The sequence below is a fragment of the Limnohabitans sp. genome, from assembly GCF_040401135.1.
Taxonomy (GTDB): domain Bacteria; phylum Pseudomonadota; class Gammaproteobacteria; order Burkholderiales; family Burkholderiaceae_C; genus Limnohabitans.
This window is the reverse complement of sequence record NZ_JBBAOV010000019.1, coordinates 24,293-43,073: the sequence shown is the minus strand read 5'-3', so window position 1 is coordinate 43,073 and position 18,781 is coordinate 24,293. Positions and strand designations below refer to the sequence as shown.

Genomic DNA, 18,781 nt, shown 5'->3' with positions numbered 1-18,781 from the left:
GTCTTCCCTTGCACTCACGCTCTGATACGTGTGTCGTTGTTAGCCACCCAATATCAAGCGGCGTGAATTTCGTCTGAATCGTCGTCAGTCAACTCGTCGCTTTCAATCACAGCCATCTCTGCGTACTGATTGGCCACGAGCTTGTGGCGATAGGCCAAAAACACGTGTGAGTTGCGAGCCTCTTCATGGCCTTGGTCATCAGCATCAGCAGCCAATGAATGGTGCTTAGCGGCTTGTGAATAGTGCAAGGCTGCAATGCGGTGGTAGTCAGCCAAGGACTCGTATTCCTCATCATCTTCATCTTCGTGGATTTCAGGATCAAGGTTGTGCTCATTGGTCATTGAAAAAGCTCCATGTAGATTGCAACGGATTGCTGCAACCATAGGATGAACGTCTTCAGTGAAGCTTTGGTGACATTGACAAAAATTAGCGGTTAATACCTTCAGCTTTTTGTGGTTTTGATCTTATTTATTTGATTCACATCAAACGTTCATCACATCCACTTTGAATGTCACTGCTTTGACATGCAGCCTTACAACCATGTCCTGATAGACGCAAAAAGGGCATGATGTGTTGAAAAACAAAGCAGTGGAATCTCTCGGGCAGCAGTCGTTACTTTTACCGGCATGGATCACTCTGGCACTGAATGCCAATGATCGACTCAAACTCTTGATCACACTGTTGCAATCAGCCAATCAACACGCGCTCATGCCTGAAGCCAAGGTGTTGGACTGGGGCAAGGACTTTCGAAGCGCAGGTTTTGTCGAACTCGACTGGGTAAAGGACTTCGCCACCAGTGCTTACTTGGAAGATGAGTTTTTAATTGTTTCGAGTCAAGAAATATTTTTTGATAACTTACAAGAAAACCTTAGCTTGATGGCACGTCCAGTCATTGAGTTACGCGACGCAACGAACGAAAATTTATGTGCCCGCTGCGAGGTGTGGCGTTCACATTTAAAGAAATTTTCAACTGCAGAAGGTATTTCCAACGCAACCATCACAGCACTAACCCACGGCGATAGAAAACAAAACGACAGTTTTCATTTGCTGGTAATGGACTTACATAAATGCATCAATGCCATCGCGTCCACCATTTCCACAGAAAACATAGCAGGTGCACATGCGTGGCATGTATTGCCTGAAGATCATGCACGCATCGAGGCATTCATGCATGGTTTACAACGCACGGCCCCTTTGAAGTTCTCACACCCAGGGCTAGATACTGCTGCCACAAGAGATGACAAACGCCTGCTGATTCAAAACGACATAGGAACCAATGACGCACATGTGTTGGTAATTGAGGTCAGAGATAAAAAGATTGAACTCACCTACTCCGAATTGCACAAAGGACGCTTTGATTTTTTCAGAACCATGCTCGAGAACATTGGCTTTGAGTGGCAAGTTTTTGAACCTGTCATCACCGCCGAATTAAATGCGGGAAAGCCTTACTACGTTGGCAAAGCGACATTTCTTGCGAAAAAAGAAACAGACCTCTTGCAGGCCTTATACATGGTTGGCTCGCGCATTGTGTTTGTGATTGATTGGAACCGTGCACGAAAGCGCTTGCAACATTTCGTCTGCAAGAAAGTTGCGATCAAGTTGTTAACCCAGAGTGCAGAAAGTGAATACGGCCACATGGCTTGGCTATTGGCAGGTGGCGAAAAATTGGTTTATCAAACCATGCAAAGTGTTGCCTCCGACGCTTTTCGTATTGGCGATCGTTTGGATGAGGTGTGTGGCGAGCATGCTGCAGAACTTTTTCTCGAAGATTTGATGCGTATGTGCAGTGCCATGCTGCTCGATCAACAACCCACCAGCCTTATCGCAGACGAAGCACGTATGTTGCTTGTGCATGTGTTGCGCAAGCGTAGCTTTGAATTTGATTTATTGGCCGATCACGCAGCCTACTGCCATGCGCTTTCGCAACTGCTATCGCAATGCCTAGAAACAAGTACGGAACAAACAGTCATTTCGTTCAAAGTGTTCGCAGACCAAGCCAAAGAATGGGAGCATGCCGCTGATCGCCTACTCACAGAAGCACGTCAACGCGCAGAACGCCAACCGCGATGGCAGTCCGTGGTTCATTTGCTAAGTCAATCTGACGATGTAGCAGACACGCTGGAGGAGTCGATCTTCATAATCTCTATGTTGACTCGCACGCCCATGCACAGCATTACTCAAGAAGTAGGCGCTGTGCTTGCACGCCTCGTGCAAGCCACGCAAGCCGCAATTCAAGATTACATCAAGGCCATTCAAATTGCGCGCGACATTACATCTGATGGCACATCACAAGACACAGATGCATTCTTGAAAGTGCTGTGGCAAATGTTACGTGCGGAGCGGCATTGCGATGAACTTTACAGAGAAGCACGTCTCCTCATCGTGACTCACTTGCACGATCAACCTGTGGCATTTGGTTTAACAAGCGACCTTGCTGCTGCCATTGAAAGCGCCTCAGATGCCTTGCTGTCTGTGGGACATCAATTACGAAAAATGGTTTTTGAGAAGAATGCGCTGACGTTATGAAAAAAAACTTGAAATGGCCAAAACATTTTTATCTGATTGGCTCAGATCAACCTATTGAACACCACAAGCCGGGGCCCCACAGCATGGGGTCTAAAGCATTTAATCTGTTGCGTATGGCTGACCTAGAGCTCAAAGTCCCAGCCGCATTGGTGATCGGGACGCACTACACCAAATCACCCGAAGAATGCCTTGAACCACTTTTTTCGCAAGGCTTGCCTGCGTTAGAACGTACCGCTGGTATGAGGCTGGGCGATTCGAAAAACCCTTTGATCTTGTCAGTTCGCTCAGGCGCACCCGTGTCGATGCCCGGAATGATGGAAACCTTGCTGAACATCGGATTGACTGACAGCACTTTGGGCGGCTTCCTGCGACAAACAGGCAACCCGCGCTTGGTATGGGATTCATACCGCCGCCTGATTGCCACCTACGGTGAAGTTGTAGCGGGCATTTCTGGCCAAGTGTTTGAAGATGCACTCGTTGCCATCACCCAAGGTCGTGATGAACGCAGCCTTGATTTTGATGAGTTGCGCACCTTAGCGAAAACATATCTCAGCTTGTATGAAACACATGCGCAAACACCTTTTCCGCAGGATGCACGCACGCAAGTGGCAGGAGCAATTCAGGCGGTATTTAACTCTTGGCAGTCAGACAAGGCCTGCGAATATCGAAACATCAACGCAATTTCGGAGACGATGGGCACAGCAGTCACACTGCAACGCATGGTGTTTGGCAATAGTGGCACACACGCTGGGTCGGGTGTAGGTTTTACGCGCAACCCTTCCAACGGTGACAAGCACTTGTGGATTGACTTCTTACTCAATGCACAGGGAGAAGACGTGGTCTCGGGGCGCCGAAATGCGCATGGCGCCGATGCGATGGCAAGCCTGATACCAGATGCTTGGTTGCAACTTCAAAAATATACCCATGCTCTGGAGATTGAATTTTCAGATATGCAGGATTTCGAATTCACTGTCGAGGATGGCCAACTCTTCATGTTGCAAACACGCTCAGGCAAACGAACACCGATTGCCGCAGCACAAATTGCACTGGATTTATTGGATGAAGGCGTTATCGACAAACGTACTGCCAAAGAACGCACCAGTCACTTAACGCAAGATCACTTAATCCATCAGGTACTGGCAAGCGAGGACGATGCATCTGCGCATGCAACCCCCATAGCAAGTGCCATGTCTGCGTGTAGTGGAATTGTGTCGGGAGAGATTGCATTTGACGAAGCACGGGCTAAAGAGCGCAACACCGCAGGTGTTGAAGTGATTCTGATCCGTCAAGATGCAGAAACCAATGACATTGCCGCGTTGGAATTCTCGGTCGGCTTACTCACAGCACGAGGGGCACGCACATCTCATGCGGCTGTTGTGGCTCGTCAGCTCGGTAAGGTTTGCTTGGTTGGTTGTCAGTATTTAACGATCAATCAAGCACAGCGTTCACTGACGATTGGCGAAACCAGCCTATGCGAAGGAGACATGCTCACACTTGATGGCAATGAAGGTCACATTTACGCAGGCCGCCTCTCTGTCGTCAATCAACCAGATACTGCTCTGTTTGAACGTCTAGAAATAATTCGCAACGGAGTCAAACATGACTGAACTCACACCAAACACAAAAATCCGAACCGAACTTAAGAAGTTTTCTCAGTTAGTTGACATAGCGACTCACAAACAATGGGCGTCTTTGACCCCAGGGCTCTCTCCTATCTCGCTCGCCCTTGCCTATCAAGATTGGTTGGCTCATCTGATCACATCCCCTGGCTATCGCTTACTGCGCCAATACGATGCATGGCAGGCCCTCCATCGTGCAAACGAAAAAAATCTTGAACTAAGCAAACGACCTTGGCAGTCCGATGAGTCAGACAGTGACATGCGCTTCAAAGATCAAACTTGGGCGCAATGGCCGTATAGCCTTGTAAAAAATAATTTCAAAACAACAGAGCAATGGTGGCGTCAATGTGCACAGATTGACGGCATGCATCCGCATCACCAACATGTAGTGAATTTCTTTACGCGACAAATCGTTGATGCTATGTCGCCGTCAAACACAGCACAGACCAACCCCGAGGTCTTACGCGTTGGCATCGAAAGCTTAGGCATGAGCTTTGCAAAAGGCATGCAAAACTATTTGCAAGACCATTACCAAAGCCTAAGACAAAAAACGTTATCGAAAGACTCGACGCCATTAATTCCACTGCCCTATCAAGTCGGGGTTGATGTGGCCATCACACCCGGCAAAGTCATTTTTAAAAATGAACTGATTGAGCTCATTCAGTACGCACCAAGCACAGGTCAGGTGCTAGCAGAGCCGTTAATCATCGTGCCATCATGCATCATGAAGTACTACATTCTTGATTTATCACCGCATAACTCGATGGTGCGGTATTTGGTTGACCAAGGGTTCACCGTGTTCATGATTTCTTGGCGCAATCCTGATGAACATATGCGAGATGTAGGTTTAGAGGATTACCTAACGCAAGGTGTACTTGAAGCACTGGCGCAAATCAAAACTCAGACACACACCACGCATGTTCACAGCATGGGTTATTGCCTAGGTGGAACCTTTTTGTCGATTGCAGCAGCTTGGTTGGCTAAGTCCTCAACATCGACCTATCCAACACTGGCAAGTATCACGCTACTCGCGGCACAAACCGACTTTACTGAACCTGGTGAATTAGGCGTCTTCATTGACGAAGATCAATTGAAAAGTTTGCGAGAAGAAATGAACAAGACTGGTTATTTGTCAGGCCGTCAAATGGCAGATTCTTTCCGATTTTTAAATGCCCGAGATTTGATTTGGACACATAACGTTCAACGCTATTTACTCGGCAAAGATGAGAACGGGAACGACATGATGAGTTGGAATGCCGACCACACAAGGCTTCCAGAACGAATGCACAACGAGTACCTTACACACTTGTTTTTGCACAACGCTTTGGCAGAGGGGCAATATCGTTTGCAACATACCGCTGTCGCATTACTTGATATCGAGGCTCCAATGATGGTTGTCAGCACGGTACGCGATCACGTTTCACCGTGGCGCTCCGTCTACAAGATTCATTTACTCACCGACACCGACATTACCTTTGTTCTTGCCTCAGGCGGCCACAACGCAGGCATCATTTCTGAGCCTGGTCACCCGCACCGACATTACCAAATTGGCCACACATCTAAAGACTATGGATGGACACATGCCGATGAATGGGCCGATTCAGCTCCATCGGTTGAGGGGTCGTGGTGGCTAGCGTGGGCTGAATGGCTGACACAAAACAGCAGCCATCAAGTGAAGGCACGAACACCGTCAACAAAGCATGCCTTGTGTGATGCACCCGGTGAATACGTCATGACGCGTTACGCAGACTGATCCATTTAATCTTGATAGAGCATGGCTTTAAAAATCAAACCTTTGTAAGTAGCGCCTCGCCCATGCGGATGCGCTTGCCGTTTTCTATACCCTCGGCCAAGGCGAAGCCAGGCGGCACAAACACCAAAATGGTGGAGCCGTGCTCAAACCAGCCCATCTCTTGGCCCTTGCTGTAGTTGGCATCGCAAGGGATGTCGTTGGGGCCTTTGTAGCGCAGGTTCAGCAGCACATCGACGGCATGAAAACGCATGCTGGCCACCAACACGGCGGCCACGGGCACGATCAAAAATGGCGTGCCATGTGCAGTTTTCATTTGCAATACGGCACGCTCGTTTTTGCAAAACAACTCTTTCACACGAACCAAAGCGATGGGGTTGACATTCCACGTATCGCCAGAGATATAAGTCACATGGCTCAGGTGCGCATCGCACGGCGCATGGAAGCGGTGATACATGCTGCTGGTCAAACGCATGGTGACAAAAGTGCCGCCCTCTAGCGCGCTGGGCCAATGCTGAACCAAGTCGGTCGAGCTGAGCAAACTGTCTAAGGTGTAGGGAAAGCCTTTGGCCTGAAACACCATGCCATCGCGAATCTCGCCACACGCACCCACAATGCAGTCGCAAGGCGAGCTCATCACGGCGGGGCTGGGGTCAATGGGGCGGAGGCCTGGCTTCAACTCACGCGTGAAGCAGGCGTGCAGCGTGTCAAATTTATGTTGCTTTGACTCCGTCAAATCCAAATCGGTGAACCAACGCCAGACCGCAATCGACGCTTTCACGATCAATGGGTTGCGCAACTGGCTCCACCATCCCATAAATCGCGTCAGGGAGATTCGGGGGATGCGGTTGGTGAGTAAAAAGTTCAGGTCTTCTTGCAGCATTAAATTTTGAAATTTATCGCGAATTTTCATCATCTTGTCACTTAAATTGAATAAAACATAAACATCTTTAACACAAGGAAATTGACTGTGAACACCACTTTGATGAGCTTGGGCGCTCTGGCAGCATTCACGCCGTCCATCTACCGACGACTTCAACTCTCCCGGGCCAAGCACCCTTCTCTGGCCGGACACTCGCGCATGGCAAAACGACTGGCGCGCTTGTTACCCGGCTACCATTTTGACGAAGAAGTGTTCTTTAAATGTGACAACGCGCCCTTTGAAGTACAAAATCTTCGCCGCCAAGCATTTTTCAAAATTGCAGAGGTGCTCAAGGCACGCCATCCGCTTAGCATTCAAGCCAGCGCAGCGGCCCGTGAAGACATCACCGACATGCAATTCATCGCGGCCTACCGTGTGCCCTTTCAGTTCAGCCCCATGGTGCAAGAGCACTTGAAAGTGGGCTCTTTCTTGCAATCGGCATCTGGCGTGCATGTGACCGACTTGGATGGCCAATCGTTTTATGACCTGACCGGCTCCTATGGCGTCAACGTGTTTGGCGCTGACTTTTACAAAAAAACCATGGCCGAAGGCCTCGCCAAAACGCAAGCCTTAGGGCCAACGCTGGGTGTGTACCACCCCTGCGTAGCCAGCAACGCTGCACGCTTAAAGAAGATCTCGGGCATGGACGAGGTGTCCTTCCACATGTCGGGCACAGAAGCCGTGATGCAAGCCGTGCGCTTGGCCCGCTACCACACCAAACGCAAAAACTTGGTGCGCTTTTGCGGTGCGTACCACGGCTGGTGGGAAGACGTGCAGCCGGGTCCGGGCAACCCCATGCCCCCACGCGAAACGTACACCCTGAGCGACATGAGCGAGCGCAGCCTAGAGGTCATTCGCACACGCAAAGACATTGCCTGCGTGTTGGTCAACCCGCTGCAAGCCATTCACCCCAACGTCAACGCTCCGGGCGATTCCACCTTGGTCGATAGCAGCCGCAAGGCCGCCTATGACCGCGAGGCCTACACCGCCTGGCTGCACAAGCTTCGCCAAGCCTGCACCGACAACGGTGTAGTGCTGATTTTTGACGAGGTGTTTTTGGGCTTCCGTTTGGCCCCCGGTGGCGCACAAGAATATTTCGGCGTGCAAGCCGACTTGGTCACTTATGGCAAAACACTGGGCGGCGGCTTCCCAGTGGGTGTGGTGTGTGGCAAGAAGGAATGGATGCACCGCTTTCACCCCGACCGCCCAGCAAATATTTGCTTTGCACGCGGCACCTTCAAAGAACACCCCGTGGTGATGGGCGCGATGTCGGCCTTCTTGGACGAGATCGAAACCCCAGCAATTCAGGCCATTTACGACGGGCTAGACGAGCGCTGGAATGCGCGCTGCAAGATGTTCAACGACGCCATGAAGGCCAACGACATCCCTCTGCAAGCCGCCAACATGTCCAGCGTGTGGACCCTGTTCTACACACAACCCAGCCGCTACAACTGGATGCTGCAGTACTACCTGCGCGTCCAAGGCTTGGCTTTGAGCTGGGTGGGCACAGGTCGAATGATCTTCAGCCTCAACTACAGCGATGCTGACTTTGAAGCCGTGTTACAGCGCTTTGTGACAGCCACCACACAGATGAAGAACGATGGCTGGTGGTGGCACTCGCCCGAGATGACCAACAAGAGCATTCGCCGCAGCATCTTGAAAGAAACTTTGTTCCGATAATGCAAAAGGCGTTCAGGTCATAAAACCTGAACGCCTTAACTAGATAACGCTGAGATTAATTGCTAGCGTTTAAGAAATCTTGATCAAAGCGCTGACCACGGAGCAACTGGAACGGCGCCTTGTGATACAGGTACACATCGTGGAAGGGGTCTGTGACGATTTTGCTCATCCATACCAAACCAGTTTGCACATCCTTGATGAAGCACAAGTGAATGGTGCGGAACAACAAGCCACCCACACCCAAAGCTAACCAAGAGTAACCAACGGCTTCTGAAAACTCCACCCATGTTTCATGAGTTGGTACCACATCGAGCGAGCCTGGGAAGTAATAAATCACCAAAGGCAACAACACCCAAATGCTCAGCAAAATAACTTTGCGACGCAGGTTGTAGCCCACTTTGATTTCTTCTTTGAAATCTTGGGTGGCTTCGTTCACATGGTCGTAGCCCAGTGGCTCAAAAAAGAAGTGACCTGATTGACGCGCTGTCATCGAAACCAACCAAGCCAACAAAGCGGCCCAAGCAGGGTTTACAAACAACAAGGCATAGGAAACTAAAAAGCAAAGTGCGCTGAGCAAATGCAATGACTGGTTGATGCGGCAGTGGTGGTAATAACGGTGGTCATCCCAGCGTTGAATGCGCAATTCTTCTAGAAAGTTTTTCACGTCTGTTCCTCATATGTTGCAAGACAGAGTGATGATCTCTCTGTCATGTGAAAATTTGGTGACAGTAAAAAGAAATATAGATGAAATTCTTTCCGGCCATCACTAATTTGTCATCAAGTTGTTAAATTCATTAGCCATCATGCGTGTATGGACTTAACAAGCACGCCCCCTATTTTGGTTGAAAACTTCGAACCTGCGCAACGTTTTTTACGCATCGCAGTTGTGACAGAAACATGGCCACCAGAAGTCAATGGCGTGGCAATGACCCTCTCCAAGCTTATCCATCACCTAGGCCAACGCCAACACACCATTCAGGTGATTCGTCCGCGGCAAGACAAACATGACGAGGGCGTTGAAAACGCGGGTTGGTCTGAGCTTTTGTTGCGTGGCTTACCCATTCCAAGATACCCCCAACTCAAGCTGGGCTTACCCAGCAAAAAGGCGCTGATCAAAGCATGGAGCACGCGCCGCCCTGACCTGGTGCACATTGCCACCGAAGGTCCGCTAAGCTGGTCTGCCCTGCAAGCAGCTCAGATACTTCGCCTGCCCGTCACCTCTGATTTCCGCACCAACTTTCACAGTTATTGCCAACACTACGGCGTCGGCTGGCTCAGTAAACCCATCGTGGCTTATTTGCGTAAATTTCATAACAGAACGGCATTCACCATGGTGCCCACCTTGGCCATGAAGCACCAACTCGAGACCATGGGTTTTAAAAACCTCAAAGTGGTGGCGCGGGGCGTGGACACGCAGCTCTTTCATGCCAACAAGCGCAGCGAAGATATGCGTGCAAGTTGGGGAGTGACCCCAGACACACTGGTGCTGCTGTCGACCAGCCGCTTAGCTGCAGAAAAAAACCTCAACCTCACTATTCAAGCCTACCAAACGCTTCAGGCCCAAGGCAGAAAAGTGAAGATGGTGTTTGCGGGCGATGGCCCGATGCGCGGCATCACCGAGGCCAAATGCCCCGATGCTATTTTTGTGGGCATGTGCACACACGAACAGTTGGCCACGCTTTATGCCAGCGCCGATTTGTTGCTCTTTCCTAGCCTGACAGAAACTTTTGGTAACGTTACACTGGAGTCTCTGTCATGTGGTACACCGGTGCTGGCCTTTGACTGCGCAGCAGCGGGTGAATTTATTCAAGACCAAAAAAATGGTTGGTTGATACCCAGTGACGAACCTCAGACCTACATACAGCGTGCACTCGACATCACTCAAGACAGCGCAACACTTGCGCGGGCAAGAGAATTTACCCGCCCTAGTGTGGAGCACCTAGGCTGGGATGAAATCGCGGGCCAAGTTGAAACCATTTTTCAACGTGCCATCGAACTGGGTTAAGCTGATTCAGGCCTACCTTTTTTCTTCGGTCATCATGCGACACCTTTTAATTTTTCTGTCACTGCTCACTAGCATTTCTGCATTTGCAGCCCGCCCTTTTATGACAGATGATGCGCGACTGACCACCGCCGGAAGCTGCCAGCTAGAGAGCTGGACACGGGTCTACAAAAACAGCCAAGAGCAATGGGCCCTGCCCGCTTGCAACCCAACTGGCAATTTTGAAATCACGGCAGGCGGCGGCCGCTCCAAAAAAACAGGCGAACCCGGCATCAATGACTATGTATTGCAAGGCAAAACGCTGTTTCGCGAGCTCAACACCAATGGTTACGGATGGGGCTTGGCTGTGGGTCAAGTCAATCACCCCAGCGTCATTCTTGGTCCCAACAGCTTGGGTAATACCTATGCCTACATACCGCTGTCTATTTCCACGCTCAACGACAAAGTGATCTATCACACCAATGTGGGGTGGATGCGGGACAAATCAACAAATGAACATCGCATGACCTATGGCTTTGGTGCAGAAATTCAAACCAGCGAACGAATGATGTTGATCGCCGAAACCTTTGGCGATCACAAGGCCAAGCCCTATTGGCAAACGGGTGCGCGGTATTCGTTGATTCCCAACCTGTTACAAATCGACACCACGATCGGTCAACAATACAACGGTTCTAGCAACACGCGTTGGATATCGTTTGGCCTGCGCTACATTCCAGAATCTATTTTCTAAATTATTTTTATGAATTTTTCTAAGCTCGAGCTCGACTCGGAAACGTCGGAATCAGATGCCAAGGCACGCATGCAAGCAGGTTCACGCTGCACCTGGGTGAGCGTTGGTGTCAACTTGGTACTGACGATCGTGCAAATTGCTGCGGGTATTTTTTCCAAGTCACAAGGCTTGATCGCAGACGGCATTCACTCTTTGTCAGATTTGGTGGCCGATTTCGTGGTGCTGATCGCTAACCATCACAGCCAAAAAGATGCTGATGAAGAGCACCCTTACGGCCATCAACGGTTTGAAACCGCCGCCTCTTTGGCATTGGGGTTGCTGCTGTTGGCGGTCGGGGTTGGTATGCTGTTTTCGGCCGTTGACAAAGTGCAACACCCCGAGTCTTTGCAACAAGTTCATGTGCTGGCGATCTATGTCGCGGCGGGTGCATTGGTGGCCAAGGAACTGCTGTTTCGCTACATGTTGAGGGTGGCCAAAGAAGTTAAATCCAGCATGTTGGTGGCCAATGCTTGGCATGCAAGGTCTGATGCTGCATCGTCCTTGGTGGTGGGAGTTGGTATTGCGGGCAACTTGCTGGGCTACCCCATTCTTGACCCCATTGCCGCCTTAGTGGTGGGCCTGATGGTGACCAAAATGGGCTGGGAGTTTGGGTGGGACGCCTTGCACGATTTGATGGACCGCTCGGCCGACGAAGCCGAAGTGGTTGCCATTCGACACACCTTGCTAGGAACGCCTGGCGTCAACAATGCCCACGACATCAAAACCCGCAAAATGGGCGACATGATTGTGGTAGATGCCCACATCGAAGTGGATGCCGCCATCACCGTGGAAGCTGGTCATGACATTGCGGTTGAAGCAAGACGAAGGGTCATGCAACGTCACCGTGTGCTGAACTTGATGGCCCACGTCGACCCTTGGCAAAAACCAGACGCCGATCACCTTTAACGCACTTGACGCCAGAGCAGCAAGCACAGCGGCGCGATGCCGGCGATCAACACGGCTGCAAACATCAGCATGATCCACGACAGTGACACGCCAAAGGCCAGCAAGCCGCTGTAAACACCCAACATCACCAGCACGCTCATGTTTTCATTAAAGCCCTGCACGGCAATGGAGCGGCCCGAGCTCAGTACCTGCATGCCACGGTGCTGCAACAAAGAATTCATTGGCACCAACAACATGCCACCGGCCAGGCCCGCGCACAACAGCAACGGAATGGCCAACCAAACCTCTGTGACCCACACCATCACGGGCAGCAGCACGGCCAACAGCAAACCCCAAGGCAGGGATTGACGTGCAGAGTGCAACTTGAAGCTTCGGCCCGCCAAAAACGCGCCCAAGATCACACCCAAGGCGACCAATGCTTGCAAATAAGCGCCTGACTTCAATGTCAATTTCAAGGTCTGCTCTGCCCACAACAACACCGCAAATTGCATCACTGCGCCCACACCCCAATACAAGGTGGTGACATACAACGAGACACCGCCTAGAGGATCACGCCAAAGCCTCAGGTTGGTTTTCCAAAAAGCGCTCCAGCGGATGGAATGCCACGTTAAGGGAACCATGACCGCACGACGTTGCATGGGTCTGAGGCCAAAGTTCAAGGCCGCAGCGGTGATGTAGACGCACAACACCAAGGCCATCGCAGGCAAGGTTTGGGTCTCGACCAAAACACCTGAGGCAAACGAAAACAATTCGGCAAACTCACTGGCAACACCAGACTCTGTCAAACCCGTCAAAGCACCACCCAAGGCAATGCCAAACACCGCCGATAGCACTACAGATGCCTCAAGCCACCCATTGGCGCGCACCAACAAGCGGGGCTCTACGGACTCGGTGGCGAGTCCGTATTTGGAAGGTGCATACACCGAAGCCGCCAGTCCGATCAATGCAAAAGCAAACATGGGCTGAACGCCTAACAGCAACAGCAACACACCCACCATCTTGAGTGCGTTCATGTAGGCCATTAAACGGTTCTTTGGAAAGGCATCCGAAAACGGCCCCACAAACGAGGCCAAGAGCACATAGGCCAAGGTCAAAGAAAACTTCAACAAAGGCGCCCACCAGCCCGGATAGCCCTGCTCGTTAAGAAAGTAGATGCCTAGGATAAGGAGCGCGTTGTCAGCAAGACCGGATGCAAACTGTGCACCAATCAGAAAATAAAAACCTTTAGGCATTCAACGCATAGAACTAGGTTCCAACCACGTTGACCAATTCAGGATTAGTGACCATGACTGGCTCAGTTTCCCAAAACAGCAACGACAACTCGCCAGTTTCGCTTTCCACCAAGGCGCTGCGGCTTTCCACCCAATCGCCATCGTTGCAGTACAAAATACCATTCACATCACGAATTTCTGCACGGTGAATATGTCCGCACACCACGCCTTGATAACCGTGTTTGGCCGCCTCTTGGGCCACAGCGTTTTCGAAATCAGTGACGTAGTTCAAGGCTTTTTTCACCTTGTGCTTGAGGTAGGCAGAAAGTGACCAATACGGCAAACCCAAACGACCGCGCATGTTGTTCAAGTAGCGGTTGAGCTTGAGGGTGAACTCGTACAAATAGTCGCCCACATAGGCCAACCATTTGGCTTGCTGCACCACGGCGTCAAAGTAGTCTCCGTGTATGACCCACAATTTGCGACCGTCGGCGGTTTGATGCACCGTCTCTTCCAACACTTCGATGCCACCGAAATTGTGATCCAAGAAATGGCGCGCAAACTCATCATGGTTGCCCGGCACATAAATCACTCGGGTGCCTTTGCGTGCTTTGCGCAAGAGCTTTTGAATGACGTCGTTGTGAGCTTGCGGCCAATACCAACGGCGGCGCAGTTGCCAACCATCGATGATGTCGCCCACGAGGTATAGATAATCGCTGGTGTGCTCTTTCAAGAAATCCAGCAAAGCTTCGGCTTGGCAACCGGGCGTGCCCAGGTGCAAATCGGAAATGAAAATCGCTCGGTAATGCATCACGCGCCCAAGAAGTGTTTGCGGTAACGCGGGGGCATGTCATTGATCTTCATCAACATGGGCAAGTCGGCAGTGTTGAAGTCTGGGTCCCACGCGGGTGCGCCCAATACTTTGGCACCTAGGCGCAAGTAGCCTTTGATCAGCGCAGGGGGCTCAAACGCGGGATTCACTTCCCACTGTTCCACAGGCAATGCCAAACGGGGTGTGACTTGGTTTTCAATGTCAGTCAAATGTGTTTTCTTGAGCTGGTGCCAAATGCTGGCTGCCACTTCACCACTCACCACGCCTTGGTGCAACATGGGGATGCTGGCACAGCCAATCATCACGTCCAGTTTGTTGCGCACCATAAACTCAGCCAAGGCGCCCCACAAGGCCATGATCACGCCGCCGTGGCGATGGTCTGGGTGCACGCAGCTGCGACCCAGCTCGACCATGCGTTCGCGGTATTGGCGCAAACGTGTCAGATCAAACTCTAGGTCCGAATAGGTGCTACCAATGCGCTTGGCTTGGGCTGGTGTCAACACACGGTAGGTGCCGATGACTTGCTCAGACACGTCATCACGAATGATTAGGTGTTCGCAAAAGTCATCAAATAAATCAATGTCGTGACCAGGAATGCTGTCTTTCAAACGTGCACCCATCTCGGTGGCGAACACGTCGTAGCGCAGACGTTGCGCCTCGCGCACTTCGTCTTGGTGCTTGGCCCATTCAACAATCAGGGCTGGGCGAGCTTGCGTTTTTTGGGCAGAGACAGAAACTTCTTGAGTGTCATGATCGTTTCGATGAAGTGACCCCCGGGGTACATCGATGAACGACAAAGGCATTGTTGGATTTGGCAGTTCTTTCATGGTCTGTCCTTAGTGAATCAATACCAAGGATTCTTGACAACCCATGTGAATTCACCGCGAAGGTTGTATGAAATATTCGTGACAAACAGGATGTAAATCTTCACCAAACTGTCACATACCAAAACTATGCTGATCATCCAATCATGATCATTAAATATTTACGCCTCCTTCATACCTTTGGCGATGCCTTTTGGATTTTGTGGATCAAATTTCCTCGCTTGAGCCGAGAGAGAAAACTCGAAGAGATTCGAAACTGGTCTCAAAGAACCTTGGACGTGTTAGGCGTCCAAGTCGTGCACGAGGCTCACTATTCAGTTGCCCCTGCAGATGCAGCCCCCCGCTTAATGGTGGCCAACCATGTGTCGTGGGTTGATGCACTGATCATTCAAACCATACAACCCAGCGTGTTTGTGGCTAAAGCAGAGGTCAAACGCTGGCCCATCGTGGGCAGCATCGCCACTGGATGCGGCGTGGTGTTTGTCAACCGTGGCTCGCCATCCTCTGCGCGCAACATGGTGGATGAATTGTCCAGCGCGCTGCACCACGGCTATTGCGTGGCTGGTTTCCCCGAAGGCACCAGCAGTGAAGGTAGTTCGGTCAAGCTGTTCCATGGCAATTTGTTTGAAGCGGCCGTCAGTCACAACATTCCTGTGCAGCCTTTGGCCATTCGATACACCAACCCACACACGGGTGCGCATTGCTTGAAAGCCGCCTTTATTGATGATCTTGGCTTTGTGCAATCTCTGCACCAAGTGATGAGCTCAACGGGCATTCATGCCAAAGTAAATGTGGGCGACATGCTCTCGCCTGAAGGCCATTCGCGCAGAACCTTGGCGCAGTTGACGCAACGCAGTGTCAGCAGCCAACTTGCGCTGCTCAACACTTAATTGCCCCACAAGGGCTTGGGCTTTACTTAGCGATCGACATGACCAAGTCTGGCAAGCCAGTGGCCAGCAGCGGCAACCAAGAAATAAACAAAGTGCCCACAAAGATGGCTAGCAAAGCGGGCGCCACCGACGCAGCAACGGTGCGAATAGGTTGCTTGAACACCGCAGATGCAAAGTAAATGTTCATGCCAGCGGGCGGGCACAAAAAGCCCATTTCCATGTTGGCCAAAAAGATGATGCCAAAGTGCACGGGATCAATGCCATAGCTGATCGCCAAGGGCAACAGCAAAGGCACCAACACCACAATGGCGGCATAGATTTCCATCAGCGCACCGGCGGCAAACAAGAACACATTGAGTGCCAGCAAAAACACCCATTTGTTTTGCGTGACGCCTTGCACCCAATCGGTCGCCAAGTCTGGAATGCCGGCATCGACCAAGTAATTGGTCAACCCCAAGGCCATACCCAAGATCAGCATCACACCGCCAATGATTTGGGTGCACTGTGACAAACAGTCGCCCAGTTTCTTAGCATCCAGTTCACGATGCGCAAACGCTTGGGTGAGCACTGCATACATAGCAGTTAGCGCCGCGCTTTCCGTCGGTGTGGCCAGGCCACTGGCCAGAGAACCAATGGCAACCACAGGCGCCAAAAGCTCCCACTTAGCGCACCATGAAGCCTGACGCAAGGCAGACATGCTGAATTTGGATGGGGCACTTGATGCTGAACGCACCACGTCTTGCCGCAAGTAGCCACCAAAAATAAGCAAGCACACCACCATCACCACAGCTGGCACGAGGCCCGCCAAGAACATGGTGTTGATAGGCACACGCGCAATGATGGCGTACATGATGAGCGGTACCGATGGCGCCAACAACACACCCAAAGCGCTGGCACTGGTCACCAAGCTGATGCCCTTGCGCTCGGGGTAGCCCACACCTTGCAGCAGGGGCAACAACAAACCACCCAACGCCAAAATCGTCACGCCGCTGCCGCCCGTGAAGGCGGTGAAGCAAGAGCACAAAACCGTTGCGGCAATCACAGTGCCGATTTTTCCGCCACCAAACAAGGCCACGAACACGGCACCCAAACGCTGCGCCGCACCGGTGCTCGCCAAGATCAAACCAGCCAAGGTAAACAAGGGCAAGGCAGGCAACGAGGGGTTGACCGTGATTTGGTAATGCGACAAGGCAATCGACGCCAGAGGTAAACCATCTTGCCAAAATAAAGCCAGCGCCAATCCGCCCAACACCGCAAAAATAGGCGCGCCAAAAGCCAACATGAGCACGAGACCTATCAACCAAGGCCACAGCGGCAACGCTTGCCCATCAAAGCTGTAGGCCAGCCATGCGCCCATCAACGGAGCAACCAACGCACCCAGCCACTTGAGGCCCAACTGCTGCGCACAACGCGCACCCAACTTGAACCCCAGCAACGCAAAGCCTACCGGCATGGCCGCTTGAAACCACCACACAGGCACGCCATAAGCCAGCATTTGCTCGGCTGACATTTCGCTCAGCACCAGTTGGCCGCTGGCCCATACCAACACGCCGCACACCGCTGCCGCACCTAACTGCCCCACCGCATAAAAGCGCGGCACCAACACGCCTAAGCTGCTGAGGTGGCCAAAGCGCTCGGCCGCAATGGCTCCGGCCATGGCCATGAGCAGCCCTAAGTGCTGCACCACCACAGGCGCGTTATCGACGCCCTTGCCCATCATGGGACGCGCCAAAATTTCAACCAAGGGAATCAAGGCCATCAACGCCAATGCCAAGGCGGCCAGCCAAGCGTCGGCCTGCGTCAGGCCTTTGATAAGCCTACCCATCATTTGCCTTTACCTGCGCGGTAAACCTTCAAGTGGCGAAACACCTCGTCAAAGGTTTCAGCAGGCACCAAAGTGCCACGTATGCGGGGATAGAGCTTTTCGGCCAAGTCGTTCCAAGCGCGCATCTGTTCGGCATTGGGCTTGTTGACAATCAAGCCACGCTTTTTCATGGCGTCCACGGCCTCTTCCACTTCAAGGCGGGCTTTGGCACGCAACTGCGCACCGGCTTTGTCACCCGCCGCACGAACCGCCGCTTGGGTGTCGGGGCTCATGTCGTCCCATGCTTTTTTGGTCACCACCAAGGCGCCCACGATGGGTGCCCAGTTAATTTCCAACATATTGGGCGCCATGGTGTAGACCTGGCTGGCCAAGGCAAAGTAAGGCGTAGAAGGCACCACATTGATCATGCCCGTTTGCACCGACGGCAAAATATCGCTGGTTTCTAGCGGCACAGGCGTGTAGCCCATGCTTTTCATAATTTCTTGCTGGTCAGCTTCGCCGCCCCATGCAAAAAACTTCATCTTTTGGTAATCCTCAGGCTTGAAGGCGGGCTCTTTCGAAAAGAAGCGTACCCAACCTGCATCACCCCAAGCCAACACCACAAAGCCTTTGTCGAGAAACTTTTTTTCCATAGCCGGGCGCATTTTTTCGCGCACGTAATCCACCTCATCCCATGTTTTAAACAACAAGGGCATGGATTGCAAAGCCGCAATAGAAGGCTCGATTTCACGCAAGCCCACCACCGACAACAAAGCTCCTTGCAACTGGCCAATGCGCATGCGGCGGGCCAGTTCGGTCTCGCCGCCTTGGCTGCCATCGGGATACACCACAAACTTGGCATTGCCACCTTGCGAGTTGCGCCACACCTCGCCCACTTCCATCAACTGGCGGTGATAAAGCGAATTTTTGGGGGCCAAGGTACCCAAGCGCAACTGATTAGCTGGAGCAGACCAAGACGCGGTTTGCGCGCACAGCAAACCCACAGCCACACACACTTGCAAACATGATTTCAATAACTTAGTCAT

General features: G+C 51.7%; 16 protein-coding genes. 8 read left to right on the top strand and 8 right to left on the bottom strand.

Translation table 11 applies throughout. From position 1 onward, the window contains the following. Positions 1 to 53: 53 nt before the first annotated feature. On the bottom strand, positions 54 to 341 hold the full coding sequence (locus tag ABWP81_RS07085) for a hypothetical protein (RefSeq protein ID WP_353140631.1): 288 nt from the start codon (positions 339 to 341) through the stop codon (positions 54 to 56). 463 nt (positions 342 to 804) lie between these two features. Between ABWP81_RS07085 and ABWP81_RS07080 the strand changes: the two genes are divergently transcribed. Genes ABWP81_RS07080 through ABWP81_RS07070 form a run of 3 tightly spaced genes read left to right on the top strand, consistent with a single transcriptional unit; the run spans position 805 to position 5,898 of the window. After that, positions 805 to 2,526 (top strand): DUF47 family protein, encoded by a 1,722-nt coding sequence (locus tag ABWP81_RS07080; protein WP_353140628.1) that lies wholly within the window; start codon positions 805 to 807, stop codon positions 2,524 to 2,526. After that, positions 2,523 to 4,133 (top strand): PEP/pyruvate-binding domain-containing protein, encoded by a 1,611-nt coding sequence (locus ABWP81_RS07075; protein ID WP_353140625.1) that lies wholly within the window; start codon positions 2,523 to 2,525, stop codon positions 4,131 to 4,133. The genes ABWP81_RS07080 and ABWP81_RS07075 overlap by 4 nt, the downstream gene beginning before the upstream one ends. Continuing rightward, complete coding sequence (locus tag ABWP81_RS07070; protein ID WP_353140622.1) at positions 4,126 to 5,898, top strand: PHA/PHB synthase family protein; 1,773 nt, start codon at positions 4,126 to 4,128, stop codon at positions 5,896 to 5,898. The genes ABWP81_RS07075 and ABWP81_RS07070 overlap by 8 nt, the downstream gene beginning before the upstream one ends. Before the next feature lie 34 nt (positions 5,899 to 5,932). Here ABWP81_RS07070 and asd read toward each other — a convergent pair whose 3' ends face one another. Continuing rightward, entirely contained in the window at positions 5,933 to 6,811 is an 879-nt protein-coding gene (gene asd, locus ABWP81_RS07065; RefSeq protein WP_353140619.1) for an archaetidylserine decarboxylase, read from the bottom strand. A 54-nt stretch (positions 6,812 to 6,865) separates the two neighbouring features. Here asd and ABWP81_RS07060 point away from each other — a divergent pair, with 54 nt between their 5' ends. Then, complete coding sequence (locus tag ABWP81_RS07060) at positions 6,866 to 8,497, top strand: aminotransferase class III-fold pyridoxal phosphate-dependent enzyme (protein WP_353140616.1); 1,632 nt, start codon at positions 6,866 to 6,868, stop codon at positions 8,495 to 8,497. A 55-nt stretch (positions 8,498 to 8,552) separates the two neighbouring features. On the opposite strand, the gene ABWP81_RS07055 is transcribed toward ABWP81_RS07060, so the two are convergent. Then, the gene (locus tag ABWP81_RS07055; protein ID WP_353134727.1) at positions 8,553 to 9,161 is read right to left on the bottom strand and encodes a hypothetical protein; all 609 of its coding nucleotides are present in this window, start codon (positions 9,159 to 9,161) and stop codon (positions 8,553 to 8,555) included. 147 nt (positions 9,162 to 9,308) lie between these two features. On the opposite strand from ABWP81_RS07055, the gene ABWP81_RS07050 reads away from it, so the two are divergent. The 3 genes from ABWP81_RS07050 (at position 9,309) to ABWP81_RS07040 (ending at position 12,174) form a co-directional block, all read left to right on the top strand. After that, entirely contained in the window at positions 9,309 to 10,502 is a 1,194-nt protein-coding gene (locus tag ABWP81_RS07050; protein ID WP_353140613.1) for a glycosyltransferase family 4 protein, read from the top strand. Next, positions 10,447 to 11,229, top strand: coding sequence for a PA4824 family protein (locus tag ABWP81_RS07045; protein ID WP_502905518.1), 783 nt, complete (start codon positions 10,447 to 10,449; stop codon positions 11,227 to 11,229). The genes ABWP81_RS07050 and ABWP81_RS07045 overlap by 56 nt, the downstream gene beginning before the upstream one ends. 69 nt (positions 11,230 to 11,298) lie before the next feature. Then, positions 11,299 to 12,174, top strand: a complete 876-nt coding sequence (locus tag ABWP81_RS07040) for a cation diffusion facilitator family transporter (protein ID WP_502905520.1) — start codon at positions 11,299 to 11,301, stop codon at positions 12,172 to 12,174. On the opposite strand, the gene lplT is transcribed toward ABWP81_RS07040, so the two are convergent. Genes lplT through ABWP81_RS07025 form a run of 3 tightly spaced genes read right to left on the bottom strand, consistent with a single transcriptional unit; the run spans position 12,171 to position 15,044 of the window. Next, on the bottom strand, positions 12,171 to 13,406 hold the full coding sequence (lplT, locus tag ABWP81_RS07035) for a lysophospholipid transporter LplT (protein WP_353134715.1): 1,236 nt from the start codon (positions 13,404 to 13,406) through the stop codon (positions 12,171 to 12,173). The genes ABWP81_RS07040 and lplT overlap by 4 nt on opposite strands. Before the next feature lie 13 nt (positions 13,407 to 13,419). Then, on the bottom strand, positions 13,420 to 14,196 hold the full coding sequence (locus tag ABWP81_RS07030; RefSeq protein ID WP_353140605.1) for a UDP-2,3-diacylglucosamine diphosphatase: 777 nt from the start codon (positions 14,194 to 14,196) through the stop codon (positions 13,420 to 13,422). Continuing rightward, positions 14,196 to 15,044: a GNAT family N-acetyltransferase gene (locus ABWP81_RS07025; protein WP_353140602.1), complete on the bottom strand. Its 849-nt coding sequence runs from the start codon at positions 15,042 to 15,044 to the stop codon at positions 14,196 to 14,198. The genes ABWP81_RS07030 and ABWP81_RS07025 overlap by 1 nt, the downstream gene beginning before the upstream one ends. A 143-nt stretch (positions 15,045 to 15,187) precedes the next feature. Here ABWP81_RS07025 and ABWP81_RS07020 point away from each other — a divergent pair, with 143 nt between their 5' ends. After that, positions 15,188 to 15,931, top strand: a complete 744-nt coding sequence (locus ABWP81_RS07020) for a lysophospholipid acyltransferase family protein (protein WP_353140599.1) — start codon at positions 15,188 to 15,190, stop codon at positions 15,929 to 15,931. 22 nt (positions 15,932 to 15,953) lie between these two features. Here ABWP81_RS07020 and ABWP81_RS07015 read toward each other — a convergent pair whose 3' ends face one another. Then, the gene (locus ABWP81_RS07015; RefSeq protein WP_353140596.1) at positions 15,954 to 17,759 is read right to left on the bottom strand and encodes a TRAP transporter large permease; all 1,806 of its coding nucleotides are present in this window, start codon (positions 17,757 to 17,759) and stop codon (positions 15,954 to 15,956) included. Beyond that, positions 17,756 to 18,781, bottom strand: coding sequence for a TRAP transporter substrate-binding protein (locus tag ABWP81_RS07010; RefSeq protein WP_353134700.1), 1,026 nt, complete (start codon positions 18,779 to 18,781; stop codon positions 17,756 to 17,758). The genes ABWP81_RS07015 and ABWP81_RS07010 overlap by 4 nt, the downstream gene beginning before the upstream one ends.

What these genes read in the sequence shown, in the direction of transcription:
- ABWP81_RS07040 (WP_502905520.1), top strand. Translation starts at nt 11,299, where the DNA reads ATGCAAGCAGGTTCACGCTGCACCTGGGTGAGCGTTGGTGTCAACTTG.
- ABWP81_RS07085 (WP_353140631.1), bottom strand. Translation starts at nt 341, where the DNA reads ATGACCAATGAGCACAACCTTGATCCTGAAATCCACGAAGATGAAGAT.
- ABWP81_RS07075 (WP_353140625.1), top strand. Translation starts at nt 2,523, where the DNA reads ATGAAAAAAAACTTGAAATGGCCAAAACATTTTTATCTGATTGGCTCA.
- ABWP81_RS07070 (WP_353140622.1), top strand. Translation starts at nt 4,126, where the DNA reads ATGACTGAACTCACACCAAACACAAAAATCCGAACCGAACTTAAGAAG.
- ABWP81_RS07030 (WP_353140605.1), bottom strand. Translation starts at nt 14,196, where the DNA reads ATGCATTACCGAGCGATTTTCATTTCCGATTTGCACCTGGGCACGCCC.
- ABWP81_RS07015 (WP_353140596.1), bottom strand. Translation starts at nt 17,759, where the DNA reads ATGATGGGTAGGCTTATCAAAGGCCTGACGCAGGCCGACGCTTGGCTG.
- ABWP81_RS07045 (WP_502905518.1), top strand. Translation starts at nt 10,447, where the DNA reads ATGAAATCGCGGGCCAAGTTGAAACCATTTTTCAACGTGCCATCGAAC.
- asd (WP_353140619.1), bottom strand. Translation starts at nt 6,811, where the DNA reads ATGATGAAAATTCGCGATAAATTTCAAAATTTAATGCTGCAAGAAGAC.
- ABWP81_RS07025 (WP_353140602.1), bottom strand. Translation starts at nt 15,044, where the DNA reads ATGAAAGAACTGCCAAATCCAACAATGCCTTTGTCGTTCATCGATGTA.
- ABWP81_RS07010 (WP_353134700.1), bottom strand. Translation starts at nt 18,781, where the DNA reads ATGACTAAGTTATTGAAATCATGTTTGCAAGTGTGTGTGGCTGTGGGT.
- ABWP81_RS07020 (WP_353140599.1), top strand. Translation starts at nt 15,188, where the DNA reads ATGATCATTAAATATTTACGCCTCCTTCATACCTTTGGCGATGCCTTT.
- lplT (WP_353134715.1), bottom strand. Translation starts at nt 13,406, where the DNA reads ATGCCTAAAGGTTTTTATTTTCTGATTGGTGCACAGTTTGCATCCGGT.
- ABWP81_RS07050 (WP_353140613.1), top strand. Translation starts at nt 9,309, where the DNA reads ATGGACTTAACAAGCACGCCCCCTATTTTGGTTGAAAACTTCGAACCT.